We start from the raw sequence: 14,963 nt of genomic DNA, 5'->3' as shown, positions 1-14,963 counted from the left end.
AATATATGCGCAGGTGTTGATTTTATCGGTCATCCCTGTTGATGTGCACGGATGCGTCTCCGACGAACTGTGAAGTCGTTTTGGCGGAGACACGTAAAAACAAATAGTTAGGGCGGGCCTGGCATTTTCCTTGCAACAGGGATGGCTCTGACAGCGACGCGGCGGAACAATGCAGAACAAACATACCCTCTCCTTGCCCAATATCCTCACTTACGGTCGGATAATCGCCGTCCCCCTTGTGGTATTGTGCTTCTTTGTCGAGGGTAAACTGGAATCGAGTGACTTCGCCCGATGGACCGCTCTGGGTTTGTTTGCCGTGGCGAGCATCACGGACTTCTTCGATGGCTATCTCGCCCGTATCTGGAAGCAGACATCGACCATCGGTCGCATGCTTGACCCGATTGCTGACAAGCTTCTCGTATCCGCCATTCTGCTGCTCCTGGCTGCTGACGGCACCATTGCCGGGTGGACGCTTTGGGCTGCAATCATCATCCTTTGCCGTGAAATCCTGGTTTCGGGCCTGCGCGAATATCTTGCCGAACTGAAGGTCAGCGTTCCCGTTTCCCGTCTTGCCAAATGGAAGACCACCGCGCAGATGATCGCACTGGCATTTCTGCTTGCAGGCCCTGCCGGTGACAAAGTTATGCCCTATGTAACGGAAATTGGCATTACCCTGCTTTGGGTCTCGGCACTTCTTACGCTTTATACGGGCTGGGATTACTTCAAGGCGGGCCTGAAACACGTAATGGATTGATCAAGTGACGGTAAAGCTCGTCTATTTCGCATGGGTGCGTGAGAAAATCGGTAAGGGTGAAGAGATGATCGAACTCCCCTCACCCAAAACTACTGTGGGTGATCTGATCAGCCACCTGAAATCGCGCGGCGAGGAATATGAAGCGGCCTTCGAGCACGAGCTCGTCATTCGCGCTGCGATCAATCAAGAACATGCCGAGCATATTGAGCTCGTGAATGATGGCGATGAAGTTGCGCTCTTTCCACCTATGACGGGAGGATGAAATGGGCGGATCAGAGCATTTCCAGAAAAAGTATGGAGCGGTTTTCCATAGGATAATGCGTACAGACAAAACATAGGGCATCTTTTATGATTCAAGCAACACTGGAAATGCCCAAATGACATGCCCAGTTTTCGTCGGAATAAGAAGCGATGACTTCGATACGGCTGCAGAATTGCGCAAGCTTGCGCATGGACGCGCGGATATCGGCGCCATCGTCACCTTTACCGGCCTCTGTCGCAATGAAAGCGGCACGCTTTCTGCTCTGGAACTGGAGCATTATCCGGGCATGGCCGAAGCGGAAATCACCCGCATCGCCCGACAGGCCATCGAGCGCTGGCCGATAACAGCCCTTACGATCATTCACCGTTATGGGCTTATCAAACCGGGCGAAAACATCGTTCTGGTCGCAGCAGCGTCATCACATCGACATGCGGCTTTCGAAGCCGCCTCTTTCCTGATGGATTACATGAAAACTGATGCTCCATTCTGGAAAAGGGAGCATCTTGCAGATGGCTCGGTCGGCGGCTGGGTGGCATCCAAAGAGGAAGACGAAAGGTTGCGCGAGCGCTGGGAACAGCCATAATCTTTCGATTACTGGCTATTCTATTGATCGCACTTCTCATTTTAATTGCGAATTAACTATTCAAATCCCTAAAATAAAGGGTAATTTTGTCAGTGCATGCTTGCGCTGCCACAATTTTCACATGAAGATTTCGCTAATGTCGGCTTTCTGAATCAGATGCTGACAAGCAATGATGACAGACAGATTGGAATCCGCATCAGCGCCATCTGTCTTGCAACAAACAACGCGTGCGGGAACGAAAGTTTCGGGCTATAACGATGCGAAATGGACTGGCGAAAACCCTTTCAATTGCTGCGGCACTTGTGGTCGGCATTGGCGCGCTCGGTGGCGCTGCCTTGTTCCTGACCACCTCCATGCCGACAAGCAGTATGGCAGCGGAAAAAATAATCAGCGGCAAGGTCATGTACCGCGAGCGTATCGCGCTGCCACCGGAAGCAAACCTGACGGTTCAGCTTTCTGACGTTTCGCTGGCGGATGCTCCATCCAAAGTCATTGGCGAAACACGCATCGAATCCGTTCAAGGGTCGCCTATCCCGTTTGCCATCAATTTTGATACGGACCAGATTCAGCCTGGCCATACTTATGCCCTGCAGGCACGTATCTCGGCAGGTGATACGCTGTGGTTTGTCAATGACGAACGCTACACCATCAATCCCCAGACCCCCGACGAAGCTGCCGAAATCAAAGTCGTGATGGTTCGCAAGAGCGGTGATGAAGGCGCGGCCATCGGTATTGAGGGCAAGGACTGGCTCGCGGAGGACATTCAGGGCGGCGGGGTGATCGACAACGCGCAAACGACCCTGACGGTTTCGACCGACGGTGCCGTCAGCGGTTCAGGCGGCTGCAACCGTTATTTCAGCAAGGCGACCGTGGCCGGGGAGAATATTTCCTTCGCCGATATCGGATCGACCTATGTTCAATGCCCGCCTGCCCTCATGAATCAGGAGCGTAAGTTCCTCGACGTGCTCGGTAAGACTAAGTCCTACAAGATCGATATGGGCAAGCTTGTTCTCTTCGATGACGAAGGGAAAGAAATGGCAAGGCTCGCGCAAAGTCTCTAAAGCAAAAAAGCCCGGCAATGCCGGGCTTTTTCTTTGAATTCCGGACGGGATCAGCCGACGATCTCGGTGCCCGAGAACCAGTATGCGATTTCTTCTGCGGCGGTTTCAGGAGCGTCCGAACCGTGCACGGAGTTTTCGCCGATCGACAGGGCGAATTCCTTGCGGATGGTGCCTTCGTCAGCGTTGGCCGGGTTGGTCGCACCCATGACTTCGCGGTTCTTGGCGATAGCGTTTTCGCCTTCCAGAACCTGAACGACCGTCGGACCGGACGACATGAATTCGGTCAGTTCGCCGAAGAACGGGCGATCCTTGTGAACAGCATAGAAGCCTTCAGCTTCACGCAGGCTCATCCAGACGCGCTTCGAAGCGACGACGCGCAGTCCCGCTGCTTCGAGCTTGGCAGTGATTGCACCGGTCAGGTTGCGGCGGGTCGCATCGGGCTTGATCATGGAGAAGGTACGTTCGATTGCCATTATGACACCTTGTTCGCTGGGAAATTTCGGAAAAGTGAGGCTCTATACCGTCGATATGCCGAATTGCCAAGAGGCCGTTCAATTTAGAACACATCGCAGATCGCCTAGCAGCTTGAGACGACGGAAATTTGAAGGCATAGATAATGCCACTCTGATTCAGGCTATCGGATAGCGAGGGACTGCTATGGAACAGCATTTTCAAATGTTCTCGTGTTACAATCGCTGGGCCAACGAACTGCTATATGCCGCTGCCGCCAATCTGAGCGACGAGGAATATCGTCTCGATCTCGGGCTGTTTTTCGGTTCGATCCATCGCACGCTCAACCATCTTCTGGTCACCGACCGAATCTGGATGAAGCGGTTTACCGGTGAAGGCGACCATCCAAAGCAACTCGACGCCATCATCACCGATAATTTCATCACGCTGCGAGATCTGCGTAATGCCGAAGATGAACGTATCTGCCGATATACCGAATCCCTCAACGCCGACCAACTCGCTGGCCGCTTTACCTATACAACCATTTCGGACATGCGCACGATGAGTCAAAGGCTTGCACCTTCGCTGGCGCATCTGTTCAATCATCAAACCCATCACCGCGGACAGATTCACGCGGCTTTGACGCGGCTCGGCACCGACGCTCCGTCGCTCGACCTTTCGCAGTTTCAGCGATCCGAAGGCGGGCGCCGTTTCGCTTGATACTTGCAGAAACAGTTCAAGCCGTGCAAAAGCGCTTTCACCATGCTTATCCTTGACGATATTTCCGTACGAATTGCCGGGCGCCTCCTAATCGATCATGCCAGCGTAACGCTGCCCGCCGGATCGAAGACGGGCTTCGTCGGCCGCAACGGCACCGGCAAATCTACACTGTTTCGTGTGATAACGGGCGATCTTGCATCGGAAACAGGCAGCATCTCGCTTCCCAAAAACACCCGTATCGGCCAAGTGGCGCAGGAAGCGCCCGGCACTGAAGAACCGCTGATCGAAATCGTCATGAAGGCCGACAGGGAGCGCACGGCCCTGCTTGAAGAGGCTGATACGGCGACCGACCCGCACCGTATTGCCGAAATTCACACCCGCCTTGCCGACATAGACGCTCACTCCGCGGAAGCGCGCGCAGGGGCTATTTTGTCTGGCCTCGGTTTCAATGCCGAAGCACAATTGCAGCCTGCATCCGCCTTTTCAGGCGGCTGGCGCATGCGCGTGGCTCTGGCCGCAGTCCTCTTCGCGGAGCCGGACCTGCTGCTGCTTGACGAGCCGACCAACTATCTTGACCTTGAAGGCGTGCTGTGGCTGGTCGACTATGTAAAGCGCTATCCGCACACAGTTATCATCATCAGCCACGACCGTGATCTGCTGAACTCGGCGACCAGCTCGATCATGCATCTCGACCAGAAGAAGATCAGCTTCTGGCGTGGCAATTACGATCAGTTCGAGCGCCAGCGTCATGAAATGCTGGAATTGCAGCAGAAGGCCCACGCAAAGCAGGAAGCCCATCGCAAGCATATGGAAGCCTTCGTGGAACGGTTCCGTGCCAAGGCAACGAAGGCCCGTCAGGCGCAATCGCGCATGAAGGCTTTGGAAAAGCTCAAGCCAATCGAGCTTTATGTTGAAAGCAATGTGCAGCCGTTTCGTTTTCCAGATGCTGACAAAAAGACGGCATCGCCTGTCATCGCACTTGATAATGCCGACGTCGGTTATGTGCCGGGCAGGCCCGTCCTTCGTAATGTGACCCTGCGTATCGACAATGACGATCGCATTGCGTTGCTCGGCTCGAATGGCAACGGCAAGTCGACGCTGGCCAAGCTGATTGCCGGACGATTGCAACCGGAAAAAGGCACGCTCACGCTTTCGCCGAGCCTGAAAGTCGCGTTCTTCGCACAGCATCAGATGGATGATCTGATCCCCGAAGACAATGCCATCGAGCATGTGCGCAAGCTCATGCCGACGGAACCGGAGGCGAAGGTGCGCGCGCGTGTTGCGCAGATGGGCCTTTCGACCGAGAAGATGCTGACACCGGCCAAAGACCTGTCCGGTGGCGAGAAAGCGCGTCTCCTGATGGGACTTGCGACCTTTCATGGCCCCAACCTGTTGATCCTCGACGAACCGACCAACCATCTCGACATCGACAGCCGCGAGGAGCTTGTGCATGCGCTCAACGCCTTCAACGGCGCGGTTATCTTGATTGCCCACGACCGCCATCTTATCGAAGCCACGATGGAACGGCTCTGGCTAGTCCGCGAAGGCGGCGTAAAGGCGTTTGAAGGCGATCTTGATGAATACCGGCAGATCGTTCTGGCCGATGCCAAGGGTGAATCGGTCGCCGACCGCGACGATAACGCCAAGGTCAATAAGGCCGAACAGCGAAAACTCGCCGCCCAGAAACGCGAAACCATGGCGCCGTTGCAGAAAAAGATCAAGGAAACCGAAGGCTTGATCCAGAAACTACAGAAACAGATTCAGGTACTCTCGTCACAACTGGAAGATCCGGCGCTATACGAAAAGGAACCTCAGAAGGCGATCCGCATCAACAAGGATATGAGCGATGCCCGTTCTGCACTTGCGGATGCTGAAGACAAGTGGCTGGAACTTTCCACCGAATACGAAGAAGCCATGGCTGATTAAAGCAGCCACGGCTTCGAGCAATATTCTAGACGAGCCCTAGGACGATAGCGATCCCGAGTACACCCCAGCCAATGACGCGCACGACAACCGGCAAAGGACGGGGCATGAGCCGCACCGCCAGAAGCGCGAAAACAACTGTCAAAACGGGAAACCCAAAGTAAAAGGCAGCGTAACCGCTTTCACCTTCAAAGGAAGAGCCAAAAAGGCCCAACTTTTCGAGCGGTATCAGCGCAACCAGCGCTGCGAGAGCCGAAAGTAGCAACAGCAGCAATCTGTCGGAAATTTTGCAGAGCATCGTCATCAATCAGCTCTGGGGACGCAGGCGCGTGCGCATTAAAGCATAAAGACCGAATGCGCCAAGGATAAGACCTATGGTCGTATAAATCTCGTCAGGCGTTTCGGCTCCCCGACGCAACACCAGATCGGCTTTTGAAAGCTGAAGCCCGTCCGTGTTTCCCTGAACCAGACGAAATGCATAAAGCCCCGGAATGACTGGGTCGATGTCCCCAGCGCTCTGACGCAGAACACTGCCATCCTGCGGGCTGTCCCTATTCATGGAACCGCTAGCGGAGACAAAATCGAGTCCCTGGGAGAGAACCGGCTGGCCGTCACGGCTGACTGCAAGCGTCACCGCCGAACGCCGTTCCGCTGGCACGTAACCCGGCAGAGGGGTTGCATCAATGAAGACGCGAACAGGACCATCATTCGCCGACAGCCTGACTTCCTGTATCTTGAAGCCGCTTTGGCGGCTTTCAAGCATGGTCCAGCGACCGATTTCGCTACCGGTGAAATGGCGCATATACCATGGATAACCGATGCCAAGGCCAAAACCGGCGGCGATCATTAAAATGAATAGCGCGCGCATTACGCTTTGCGCTCCCAGCGGCGATCCGGCGTTTGCTGCCAATAGGTCAAGTCGTGATTTCCTGCCTTGAAATTCTTCCATTGCCCTCGGGCAATATCGAGCTGATCCTGATCATGCCCGTCGAACATGACGACAAGACGCTCATAAGCATCCGCCTGTTCCAGCCCGGCGCCTTCAACGAGAAAGCGTACCGTTGCTCCATTCGGATTGGCTTCACTGGTGGTCAACAATACCGGCTGGTGTTCGGGATGAGGCTCTTTATCGGTGCCATGCGCCACGAAGGATGTATCGGAGAAGGTCCAGAGCAAACTGTCTAACGCATCGCGTCTTTCTTCGCTGACAGTCTGTATCGTGACGCGCCAGCCGCGCCCGAGCGACCGCTCGACCAGACCGGGCAAAGCCTCATCGAGTGTCGATTCAGTCAGATGGTAGAAGAGAATTTCCGCCATGCATTATCCGTTTCGGGAACAGGTGAAGAAACTGATTCCGCTTCTTCACCTATCCTGTTGTTCAGAAAGAGTTTTAACTTTCAAAATGATCACGGACAAGACGGTCAAGCAGGCGCACGCCATAACCGGAGGCCCATGTCTGGCTATACTCGTTTGCGGGCGATCCCATGGCTGTCCCGGCCACGTCGAGATGCGCCCAAGGAGTCTCGCCGACAAAGCGCTTCAGGAACTGGGCCGCTGTAATCGATCCGCCATAGCGGCCGGCGCTGTTTTTCATGTCGGCAAACTTCGAATCGATCATCTTGTCGTATTCGGTGCCCAGCGGCAGACGCCACAGCTTTTCACCGGTCGACTGACCCGCATCATAGAGCTGGTCTGCAAGCTCGTCGTCATTGGAGAAGAGGCCAGCGTGATACTGGCCGAGGGCGACCATGACGGCTCCCGTAAGAGTGGCCAGATTGATGATGAAGCGCGGCTTGAAACGATCATTCGTATAGTGCAGCGCATCCGCGAGGACGAGACGGCCTTCAGCATCAGTATTGATGACTTCAATCGTCTGCCCCGACATGGACGTAACAATGTCGCCCGGGCGCTGCGCATTGCCGTCCGGCATGTTTTCGACAAGGCCGATAATGCCGATGGCGTTGACCTTTGCCTTGCGACCGGCCAGAGCGCGCATCAGGCCCGTGACGGCTGCCGCGCCACCCATGTCGCCTTTCATGTCTTCCATGCCCGCGGCAGGCTTGATGGAGATACCGCCTGTATCGAACACCACACCCTTGCCGACGAATGCAACCGGCTTATCCTTGCTCTTCGCCCCCCGCCATTCCATGATAACCAGTCGCGGCGGGCGAACGGAACCCTGTGCGACGCCCAGAAGCGCGCCCATGCCGAGCTTCTTCATTTCCTTCTCACCAAGGACTTCAACCTTTACGCCAAGCTTTTCGAGCTTTTCGGCTTCCTGTGCGAACTCGACCGGACCGAGAATGTTCGCAGGTTCATTGACGAGATTGCGCGCCTGAATAACGCCGTCCGCGACGGCTTCGGCAACTTCAAAACCACGCTTTGCCGTATGCGGATCGGCAACGCAAATGCTGATCTTGGCAGCGTGTTTCGGCTCGCCATTTTCCTCATTGTTCTTGCGCGTCTTGTAACGTTCGAACTTATAGGAACGCAGAATCATGCCGAGCGCGAGATCAGCCGCTTCGTCACCGGCGATGGTGGTTTCAGGCAATGCAAGCGTCACGGTTACGCGCTCGGCTTTACCGATTCGTGAGAACGCCGCGCCGCCGATCTTGAGCCAATCGTCATTGCCAAGCTTTCCGGTTTCGCCGACGCCGACCAGAACGATCTTGTCGATACCGCTGGAAGTCGTCTCGATCGCTTCCGCCGTCTTACCCAGAGCACCCGTGAACCCGGAAATTTCTGCAATACGCTTGATCTTTTCCGCACCACCCACGGCCAGCGCCGCTTCGTCTGCAAAACCGCCGCCCTTCGCGACGAGGACAATGGACACGCCTCTTGCCGGTGCTGCAAAATCGCTGAAAGAGATCGAAGGACGTTTAGACATGATAACTCCAAACTTGGTGTCGATTTGAGAATGACACGATTGTGTCGCGACTTTTCCCCACTCATGTGAGACGAATATGGCGAAACAGCAAGAGCAGATCCCAGATTGCCCAGTTTTAGATCGAGGAAAACGCTGCAGGATACAATTGCAACTCCGTCATACATGCTTTCCGCAAAAACTGGTTGCCTTGGCCCCACGCATCAACCATTAAGGAAATGGCAGAGCTGGCCTCTTCATGATGGTGTTAGTAATCTGTTAACTGCGTTTATTGGGCTAATCTTAGCCAAGCGTCATTAAGTTTGATGATTATCACGAGTGCCGCAGCCATTTTTCAGGTGCGCACTCTTCAACGGAACCGGGATGTAGACTCCACCTATGCGATTGATTGAGTTATACATCTTGCGCCGGGTGGCGATCATGTTCCTCGCAGTGCTTGGGGCGGCAGTCGGCATTACCTGGACCGTGCAGGTGCTTCAGCGCATCGACTTTCTGACCACAAGCGGCCAGACATTCCAGACCATCATCCAGTTCAGTTCACTGTTGATTCCGTCAGCCATCCCGCTTGTGATGCCGTTTGCGCTGATCATTGCGATTACGCAGACGCTGTCCACTATGAACCAGGATTCCGAGCTGGTCGTCATCAATGCATCCGGTGCCCCGCGAAGCGCGGTGATGCGCCCCATTCTGATTCTCGCCGCCGTTATTTCCGTCGTGTCGTTTCTCGTCGCCAATTATGTTGATCCTTATGCACGCATGAACATGCGTGCGATGATCGCCAATGCCAGCGCCGACCTGATGAATGTCATCGTTCAGGAAGGCAATTTCCGCAAGCTTGCGGACAATCTCTACATTCAAGTCGCGGAACGACGGGCCGACGGCAGCATTGGTGGGCTCTTCATCGCCGATTCCCGTGATCCATCGCTTGACCTCATCTATTATGCTGCAGATGGCGCGATTGCTTCAACGCCAAGCGGCGACATGCTCTTGATGCAAAATGGCGAAGTACAGCGGCGTGACGTATCGGATGGCACGGTTTCGATCATCAAGTTTGATTCCTATGCATTCGATCTCAGCCAGTTCGCCTCGGCTGGCGACGATTTTGTTATCTACGCGAAAGACCGCCCTCTTTCCTATCTGTTGAACCCTGACCCGAACGACCCGATCCTCCAGACCCGTCCGTTGCGCTACAAGGCGGAATTGCACCGGCGTCTGACGCAATGGCTCTATCCGGTTGTCTTTGCGATGATTGCACTGGCATTTGCGGGTGATTCCCGTTCGCATCGCGAAGCTCGCGTCTCTGCATCGTTCTCGGCAATAAGCACCGCACTTCTTGTCTATTGGGCAGGTTATTTCGCATCTGACCGGGCGGACAAGGACGCAGGGTACATGGTTGTTATGTATCTGGTTCCCGCCGCTGTTATTCTTGTCACAGGCTTTGCGCTCGCCACCGGGCGACGGATCGGCTTGCCGGACAAATGGAACGACCGCATTCTCGATAATTTCGACCGGGTGAGAAACCGCGTTTCGGAACTCTATGCCCGTCTCACCAGACGTTCCCGCAATAATGCTGGAGGTCAGGCATGATCGGCTGGACACTCGGACGCTATTTCTTCATCCGCTATGTGCAGATTACATTCTATTTTCTGCTGGGCATCTTCGCATTGTCGTTACTTCTCGACTTCACTGAGAACGCGAGCAAGCTTTCAAATCTGCCAGACTATTCGGTGTTGGCGGCGCTTGGCCTTTCCGCCATGCGTGTGCCATTCATCATGCAGCAGATGATCCCGTTCGTTGCCCTGTTCTCTGCAATGGCGACGCTCATTTCGCTGAACAGAAAATACGAACTGGTCATAGCGCGCTCGGTTGGGGTATCGGCCTGGCAGTTCCTCTTGCCTGCCTGCTTCGGCGCTTTCCTGTTTGGCCTGGCGACGATCTTCATCCTCAATCCGTTCGCCGCTTACGGATTTGCCAAGGCCGACGAAATTGCATCAACGTGGAAGACGGGCAAGGTTACCGACGTTTCTGCCTTGCGCGATCCATGGCTGCGCCAGAAAACCGACGAAGGCGAAACTATTATCGGCGCAAAGAGCATTCTGGATCAGGGCGCGACACTTGCTGACGCGACATTCATTCAGTTCGATGAAAAAAAGAATATCAAGGTACGCTACGACGCGCGAACCGCACAGCTGAAGAACGGTTACTGGGAGCTTACCGACGTGACGCGATTCGCGCGCGGCGAAGAACCCCAAAAAATATCGAGTTTTCAGATTGAGACGCAGCTTCGTCCAGAATATGTGGAAGAGAAGCTGGCAGCTCCCGACACAATTCCCTTCACGCAGTTGCGCCACAAGATCGAGGTCGCACGTTCCTTCGGTTACTCTGCAAACGCATTTGACATGCAATACCAGTCACTTCTGGCATTGCCGGCGTTGCTGATGGCGATGACTCTCATTGCTGCAACAGTGTCGTTGAAATTTGTGCGATTTGGTCAGTCGGGAGCTATGATTCTGGGTGGCGTTATCGCAGGCTTCATGCTTTATGTCGTTTCGGTGCTAGTAAAGGCATTCGGGAATGCGGGATTCGTTCCGCCATTCGTGGCTGCCTGGGTTCCGGTTATTATCGCGACATTCTTTGGTGTCTCCTTTTTGTTGCATAAGGAGGATGGTTAGTGGGTTCGAGTAACGCCCGCATGGTATTGCCCCATTCGCTCTCGCGCCTGACGCGCGGGACGGCCTTGGCGTGCGTCCTTGCTTTGCCTTTCATTTCTGTCGCAGCCCTGCCCTCGCCCGCATCGGCACAGGAAGCTCTTGCTGCCAATTACACGAGCGATCCAAACGCACGCATGCTTCTGCAAGCTGACGAGCTTGTCTACGATCGCGACGTCAATACCGTCACGGCTCAGGGCAAGGTACGCATCGAATATGACGGCAATCGTCTCGTTGCGGATAAGGTAACCTATAACCAGCAGACGCGGCGCATGACCGCTTCGGGTAACGTTGAGGTCGTCGAACGTGACGGCAACAAGATCTACTCCGACCATATGGACGTCACCGATAGTTTCCGCGACGGCTTCGTGAACGGCCTTCGCGTCGAGACAACGGACAACACCCGCTTTGCGGCTGAAAGCGCTGAACGCAGCAACGGTGAAATCACGACGTTCAACAACGGCGTTTATACGGCTTGCGAACCCTGCGCAAAGAACCCGGACAAGCCTGTTCTCTGGCAGATCAAAGCCCGCAAGATAATCTGGAACAGCACGACGAAAACGGTCCGTTTCGAACATGGCCGCTTCGAGCTCTTCGGCATGCCGCTTGCCTATTTCCCGGCGTTCGAGATGGCTGACCCAACGGTGAAGCGCAAGAGCGGCTTCCTGTTTCCGGGTTTTTCCTACAAGGATGACCTGGGTGTAGGCATCAAGAACTCATATTTCTGGGCACTTGCCCCTAATTATGATCTCACGCTTTCCACGACAGCCTATACGAAGCAGGGTTTCCTGACTGAAGCTGAATGGCGTCATCGTCTGGAGAACGGTACCTACAATCTTCGCATCGCTGGCATTCACCAAAACAAGCCGGGTGAATTCGATCCCAACACCGTTGATCGCGAAGAAGACAATCGCGGTATGATTGCCTCGAAAGGCGATTTTGACCTCAATTCGCGCTGGCGTTTTGGCTGGGATGTGATGGCGCAGACCGACCGCAATTTCAGCCGCACCTATGGCCTTGAAGGCTATAATGCTGAAACTCAGGTGTCGAAGATATATCTTACAGGCATCAACAACCGTAATTATTTCGATCTGAATTTCTATCGCTTCAATGTGCAGGAATCGCTGCTGGCGAATGATCCTAACGAGATGCACTCGAAGCAGCCTTGGGTTTTCCCGAGCCTTGATTATTCATACACGATGCCGGAACCCGTCTATGGCGGTGAACTGAATTTCACCACCAATCTGCAGGTTCTCTATCGTCAGAATGCGAATTATACGCCTGCGATTAGGGATGCCGACAACAATCTTATCGGCCCTCGTTATCCTCGCATTCCCGGTTTTGATGGAACCAACGCACGCCTGACCACGGAAGCAGAATGGAAGCGCACCTTCATCACGCCTGCCGGTCTGGTCATCACGCCTTTGCTGGCATTGCGCGGTGATGCAATCGGCGCCAATACCAATTTCGATCCGGCGGCCGCCGGCTATACGGACGCATTGGTACGCTCGGAAGCGCTTCGCGCCATGGCAACCGCAGGACTTGAACTGCGCTGGCCAATCCTATTCTCGACCACCAGCTCGACCCATATCATCGAGCCGATCGCACAGCTTTATGTTCGCAACAACGAGCGCTATGCGGGCGAGTTGCCCAATGAAGATGCCCAGAGCTTCGTATTCGATGCGACCAACCTGTTCTCGCGCGATAAATTCTCGGGTTATGATCGTGTTGAAGGCGGAACTCGCGCCAATCTCGGCCTGCGTTATTCGGGCAACTTCAACAACAGCGACTGGGCCCTGTATGCCCTCGGCGGTCAGTCGTTCCAGTTGGGTGGCGTAAACTCCTACGGCACGAGCGATTTCGTCAATGTCGGCGCAGAATCCGGCCTGCAGGATGCGCGCTCTGACTATGTGGCCATGATCGGAACGTCCAATTCGACCGGCCTTGCTCTGGCCGCTCGTGGACGCTTCGACAAGGACAGTTTCGCAGTGCAGCGTGGCGAACTTGAAGCCCAGAAGAGCTGGCAGAAGCTGACCGTTTCAGCACAATACGCTTACATCGCCCCGCAGCCTGCCTATGGTTATAGCGACCTCCGTCAGGAAATTACAGGGTCGGCAACGGCCCGTATCAACACAAACTGGCGTGTCTTTGGCTCAGGCACATATGATATGGTTTCCGAAACGCTGGTCCGTGCGTCGTCCGGCCTCGCCTATGATGATGAGTGCTTTACGTACTCCATGGCTTATGTTCAAACCCGTAATCCGGGCGATGATAAGCCATCCCATAGCGTCGGCTTCAACATTTCGCTGCGCACTCTGGGCGACATAGGCAGCGGTAGTCAGACTTTCTAAACTTGACGGACCGGAAGCGTTGGAAATGCTTCCGGTCTTTTCATTTTATTCGTCAAAGAAATTTGCACTTTAGAACCTGATTTGGCTTTCTTTCTGTAGTATTGAGACGATACAAGCTTCGCAAAATAGCTTTTGGGTCATTGTTTCGCCGCACTGGGTCATCTATACAAGCAGTTTATGATCAGCCTCTGATATGATGAATTGTCTGGCTGACCAACGATAATGACCATAAAGGGATACGTCCGATAAGGATTGTCGTTCATCGACCGGAAGGAATCGGGAAAGAAAAATGATGATTGCAAGACCTCTCTTCGCCTCCATGCTGAGCGCCGCAGTCTGTCTGACGTCGCTTGGAACCGTTGTGGTTCCTGCATTCGCGGCAGGTGCAGCGTCCGAGGTCAAGATCATCGTTTCTGGTAACGCCATTACCAACGGCGACATTGGGCACCGCGTGGCCTTTTTGAAGTTGCAGCGCAAGGGCGGCAATCTCAACGAGATTGCCAAGCAGGAGCTGACGGACGAAATGCTGAAACGCATCGAAATGAAATCGCGCGGCATCAACATTTCCGACCGGCAGGTTGATGAGGCCTATGCGGGATTTGCCAGCCGCAACAAGATGAGCCTTACTCAACTCAACCAACTAATGAACCAGTCGGGCGTTACACCGGATCATTTCAAGAAATACATCATGGTCCAGATGGGCTGGGGCCGCCTCGTCAGCGCCCGGTTCCGCGCCACCGGTATGATAAGCGAACAGGAAGCCGTTCAGCGCATGCTGAAGGATGGTGGCAAAAAGCCAGTGGCAACCGAGTATCGCCTGCAGCAGGTTATCTTCGTGGTACCGTCCTCCAAGCGTTCTCCGGCCCTACTCGCCAAGCGGAAACAGGAAGCCAATGCGCTTCGCTCGCGCTTCCAGAATTGCGATGCAACCCGTCAGCAAGCCAAGGGCATTCTTGACGTGACCGTTCGCGATCTCGGTCGTATCATCGAGCAGCAGTTGCCGAACGAATGGTCGAAAGCGGTCAAGGCCACGTCGGTTGGCCGCACCACTCCGCCTCAAGAAACTGAAAAGGGCGTTGAATTCCTGGCCGTGTGTTCAACCCGGCAGGTGTCGGATGACCGCGTCGCCCAGCTCGTCTTCTCTATGGAAGATACGGGTTCCGCTGCTGGTCAGGAAAAGAAGGCCGAACAGCTCAGCGAGAAATACCTCAAGGAACTGCGCGAAAGGGCGAAAATCGTCAATCGCTAAACTTACCTGACGGATTCG

The 14,963-nt window shown here is 54.5% G+C and carries 15 protein-coding genes; 10 read left to right on the top strand and 5 right to left on the bottom strand.

Features of this window, described 5'->3' with window-relative positions; translation table 11 throughout:
• The first annotated feature begins 169 nt into the window (after nt 1–169).
• From pgsA to FJQ48_RS13610, 4 genes are all read left to right on the top strand, one after another.
• Nucleotides 170–754: a CDP-diacylglycerol--glycerol-3-phosphate 3-phosphatidyltransferase gene (pgsA, locus tag FJQ48_RS13625; protein WP_139975559.1), complete on the top strand. Its 585-nt coding sequence runs from the start codon at nt 170–172 to the stop codon at nt 752–754.
• A gap of 4 nt (nt 755–758) precedes the next feature.
• Nucleotides 759–1,016: a molybdopterin converting factor subunit 1 gene (gene moaD / locus FJQ48_RS13620; protein ID WP_139975558.1), complete on the top strand. Its 258-nt coding sequence runs from the start codon at nt 759–761 to the stop codon at nt 1,014–1,016.
• Between the two features lie 115 nt (nt 1,017–1,131).
• The gene (locus tag FJQ48_RS13615; protein ID WP_139975557.1) at nt 1,132–1,599 is read left to right on the top strand and encodes a molybdenum cofactor biosynthesis protein MoaE; all 468 of its coding nucleotides are present in this window, start codon (nt 1,132–1,134) and stop codon (nt 1,597–1,599) included.
• 257 nt (nt 1,600–1,856) lie between these two features.
• Entirely contained in the window at nt 1,857–2,660 is an 804-nt protein-coding gene (locus FJQ48_RS13610) for a YbaY family lipoprotein (RefSeq protein ID WP_139975556.1), read from the top strand.
• Nucleotides 2,661–2,710: 50 nt separating this feature from the next.
• Here the strand turns inward: FJQ48_RS13610 and ndk are convergent, their stop codons facing one another.
• The gene (gene ndk, locus FJQ48_RS13605) at nt 2,711–3,133 is read right to left on the bottom strand and encodes a nucleoside-diphosphate kinase (protein WP_006466421.1); all 423 of its coding nucleotides are present in this window, start codon (nt 3,131–3,133) and stop codon (nt 2,711–2,713) included.
• Nucleotides 3,134–3,317: 184 nt separating this feature from the next.
• On the opposite strand from ndk, the gene FJQ48_RS13600 reads away from it, so the two are divergent.
• Together FJQ48_RS13600 and FJQ48_RS13595 are read left to right on the top strand one after the other, a co-directional pair.
• Complete coding sequence (locus FJQ48_RS13600; RefSeq protein ID WP_139975555.1) at nt 3,318–3,830, top strand: DinB family protein; 513 nt, start codon at nt 3,318–3,320, stop codon at nt 3,828–3,830.
• A 42-nt stretch (nt 3,831–3,872) separates the two neighbouring features.
• Nucleotides 3,873–5,756 carry an ABC-F family ATP-binding cassette domain-containing protein gene (locus FJQ48_RS13595; RefSeq protein ID WP_139975554.1) on the top strand — a complete coding sequence of 628 codons (1,884 nt, stop codon included), beginning with the start codon at nt 3,873–3,875 and terminating at the stop codon, nt 5,754–5,756.
• Nucleotides 5,757–5,781: 25 nt separating this feature from the next.
• Here FJQ48_RS13595 and FJQ48_RS13590 read toward each other — a convergent pair whose 3' ends face one another.
• The 4 genes from FJQ48_RS13590 to FJQ48_RS13575 all read right to left on the bottom strand — a co-directional run bounded on the left by FJQ48_RS13590 (nt 5,782) and on the right by FJQ48_RS13575 (nt 8,640).
• A complete protein-coding gene (locus tag FJQ48_RS13590) occupies nt 5,782–6,057 on the bottom strand; it encodes a hypothetical protein (protein WP_139975553.1) in 276 nt (91 codons plus the stop codon).
• A gap of 3 nt (nt 6,058–6,060) precedes the next feature.
• On the bottom strand, nt 6,061–6,621 hold the full coding sequence (locus FJQ48_RS13585) for a hypothetical protein (protein WP_139975552.1): 561 nt from the start codon (nt 6,619–6,621) through the stop codon (nt 6,061–6,063).
• Complete coding sequence (locus tag FJQ48_RS13580; RefSeq protein WP_139975551.1) at nt 6,621–7,070, bottom strand: DNA polymerase III subunit chi; 450 nt, start codon at nt 7,068–7,070, stop codon at nt 6,621–6,623. Before FJQ48_RS13580 ends, FJQ48_RS13585 begins: the two co-directional genes overlap by 1 nt.
• Nucleotides 7,071–7,143: 73 nt before the next feature.
• A complete protein-coding gene (locus FJQ48_RS13575; protein WP_139975550.1) occupies nt 7,144–8,640 on the bottom strand; it encodes a leucyl aminopeptidase in 1,497 nt (498 codons plus the stop codon).
• Nucleotides 8,641–9,015: 375 nt separating this feature from the next.
• On the opposite strand from FJQ48_RS13575, the gene lptF reads away from it, so the two are divergent.
• The 4 genes from lptF to FJQ48_RS13555 all read left to right on the top strand — a co-directional run bounded on the left by lptF (nt 9,016) and on the right by FJQ48_RS13555 (nt 14,945).
• Nucleotides 9,016–10,224: an LPS export ABC transporter permease LptF gene (gene lptF / locus FJQ48_RS13570; protein WP_139975549.1), complete on the top strand. Its 1,209-nt coding sequence runs from the start codon at nt 9,016–9,018 to the stop codon at nt 10,222–10,224.
• On the top strand, nt 10,221–11,309 hold the full coding sequence (gene lptG, locus FJQ48_RS13565) for an LPS export ABC transporter permease LptG (protein ID WP_139975548.1): 1,089 nt from the start codon (nt 10,221–10,223) through the stop codon (nt 11,307–11,309). Before lptF ends, lptG begins: the two co-directional genes overlap by 4 nt.
• A gap of 20 nt (nt 11,310–11,329) precedes the next feature.
• Nucleotides 11,330–13,696, top strand: a complete 2,367-nt coding sequence (locus FJQ48_RS13560; protein ID WP_139976288.1) for an LPS-assembly protein LptD — start codon at nt 11,330–11,332, stop codon at nt 13,694–13,696.
• A gap of 289 nt (nt 13,697–13,985) precedes the next feature.
• Complete coding sequence (locus FJQ48_RS13555; protein WP_139975547.1) at nt 13,986–14,945, top strand: peptidylprolyl isomerase; 960 nt, start codon at nt 13,986–13,988, stop codon at nt 14,943–14,945.
• The last annotated feature ends 18 nt before the right edge of the window (nt 14,946–14,963 follow it).

Origin of the sequence: Ochrobactrum sp. CGA5, from assembly GCF_006345815.1 — a bacterium.
Classification (GTDB): domain Bacteria; phylum Pseudomonadota; class Alphaproteobacteria; order Rhizobiales; family Rhizobiaceae; genus Brucella.
The sequence above is the reverse complement of the archived record's forward strand: the minus strand, read 5'-3'. Positions and strand labels throughout refer to the sequence as shown.

What these genes read in the sequence shown, in the direction of transcription:
- pgsA (WP_139975559.1), top strand. Translation starts at nt 170, where the DNA reads ATGCAGAACAAACATACCCTCTCCTTGCCCAATATCCTCACTTACGGT.
- FJQ48_RS13615 (WP_139975557.1), top strand. Translation starts at nt 1,132, where the DNA reads ATGACATGCCCAGTTTTCGTCGGAATAAGAAGCGATGACTTCGATACG.
- FJQ48_RS13610 (WP_139975556.1), top strand. Translation starts at nt 1,857, where the DNA reads ATGCGAAATGGACTGGCGAAAACCCTTTCAATTGCTGCGGCACTTGTG.
- ndk (WP_006466421.1), bottom strand. Translation starts at nt 3,133, where the DNA reads ATGGCAATCGAACGTACCTTCTCCATGATCAAGCCCGATGCGACCCGC.
- FJQ48_RS13600 (WP_139975555.1), top strand. Translation starts at nt 3,318, where the DNA reads ATGGAACAGCATTTTCAAATGTTCTCGTGTTACAATCGCTGGGCCAAC.
- FJQ48_RS13595 (WP_139975554.1), top strand. Translation starts at nt 3,873, where the DNA reads ATGCTTATCCTTGACGATATTTCCGTACGAATTGCCGGGCGCCTCCTA.
- FJQ48_RS13590 (WP_139975553.1), bottom strand. Translation starts at nt 6,057, where the DNA reads ATGACGATGCTCTGCAAAATTTCCGACAGATTGCTGCTGTTGCTACTT.
- FJQ48_RS13585 (WP_139975552.1), bottom strand. Translation starts at nt 6,621, where the DNA reads ATGCGCGCGCTATTCATTTTAATGATCGCCGCCGGTTTTGGCCTTGGC.
- FJQ48_RS13580 (WP_139975551.1), bottom strand. Translation starts at nt 7,070, where the DNA reads ATGGCGGAAATTCTCTTCTACCATCTGACTGAATCGACACTCGATGAG.
- FJQ48_RS13575 (WP_139975550.1), bottom strand. Translation starts at nt 8,640, where the DNA reads ATGTCTAAACGTCCTTCGATCTCTTTCAGCGATTTTGCAGCACCGGCA.
- lptF (WP_139975549.1), top strand. Translation starts at nt 9,016, where the DNA reads ATGCGATTGATTGAGTTATACATCTTGCGCCGGGTGGCGATCATGTTC.
- lptG (WP_139975548.1), top strand. Translation starts at nt 10,221, where the DNA reads ATGATCGGCTGGACACTCGGACGCTATTTCTTCATCCGCTATGTGCAG.
- FJQ48_RS13560 (WP_139976288.1), top strand. Translation starts at nt 11,330, where the DNA reads ATGGTATTGCCCCATTCGCTCTCGCGCCTGACGCGCGGGACGGCCTTG.
- FJQ48_RS13555 (WP_139975547.1), top strand. Translation starts at nt 13,986, where the DNA reads ATGATGATTGCAAGACCTCTCTTCGCCTCCATGCTGAGCGCCGCAGTC.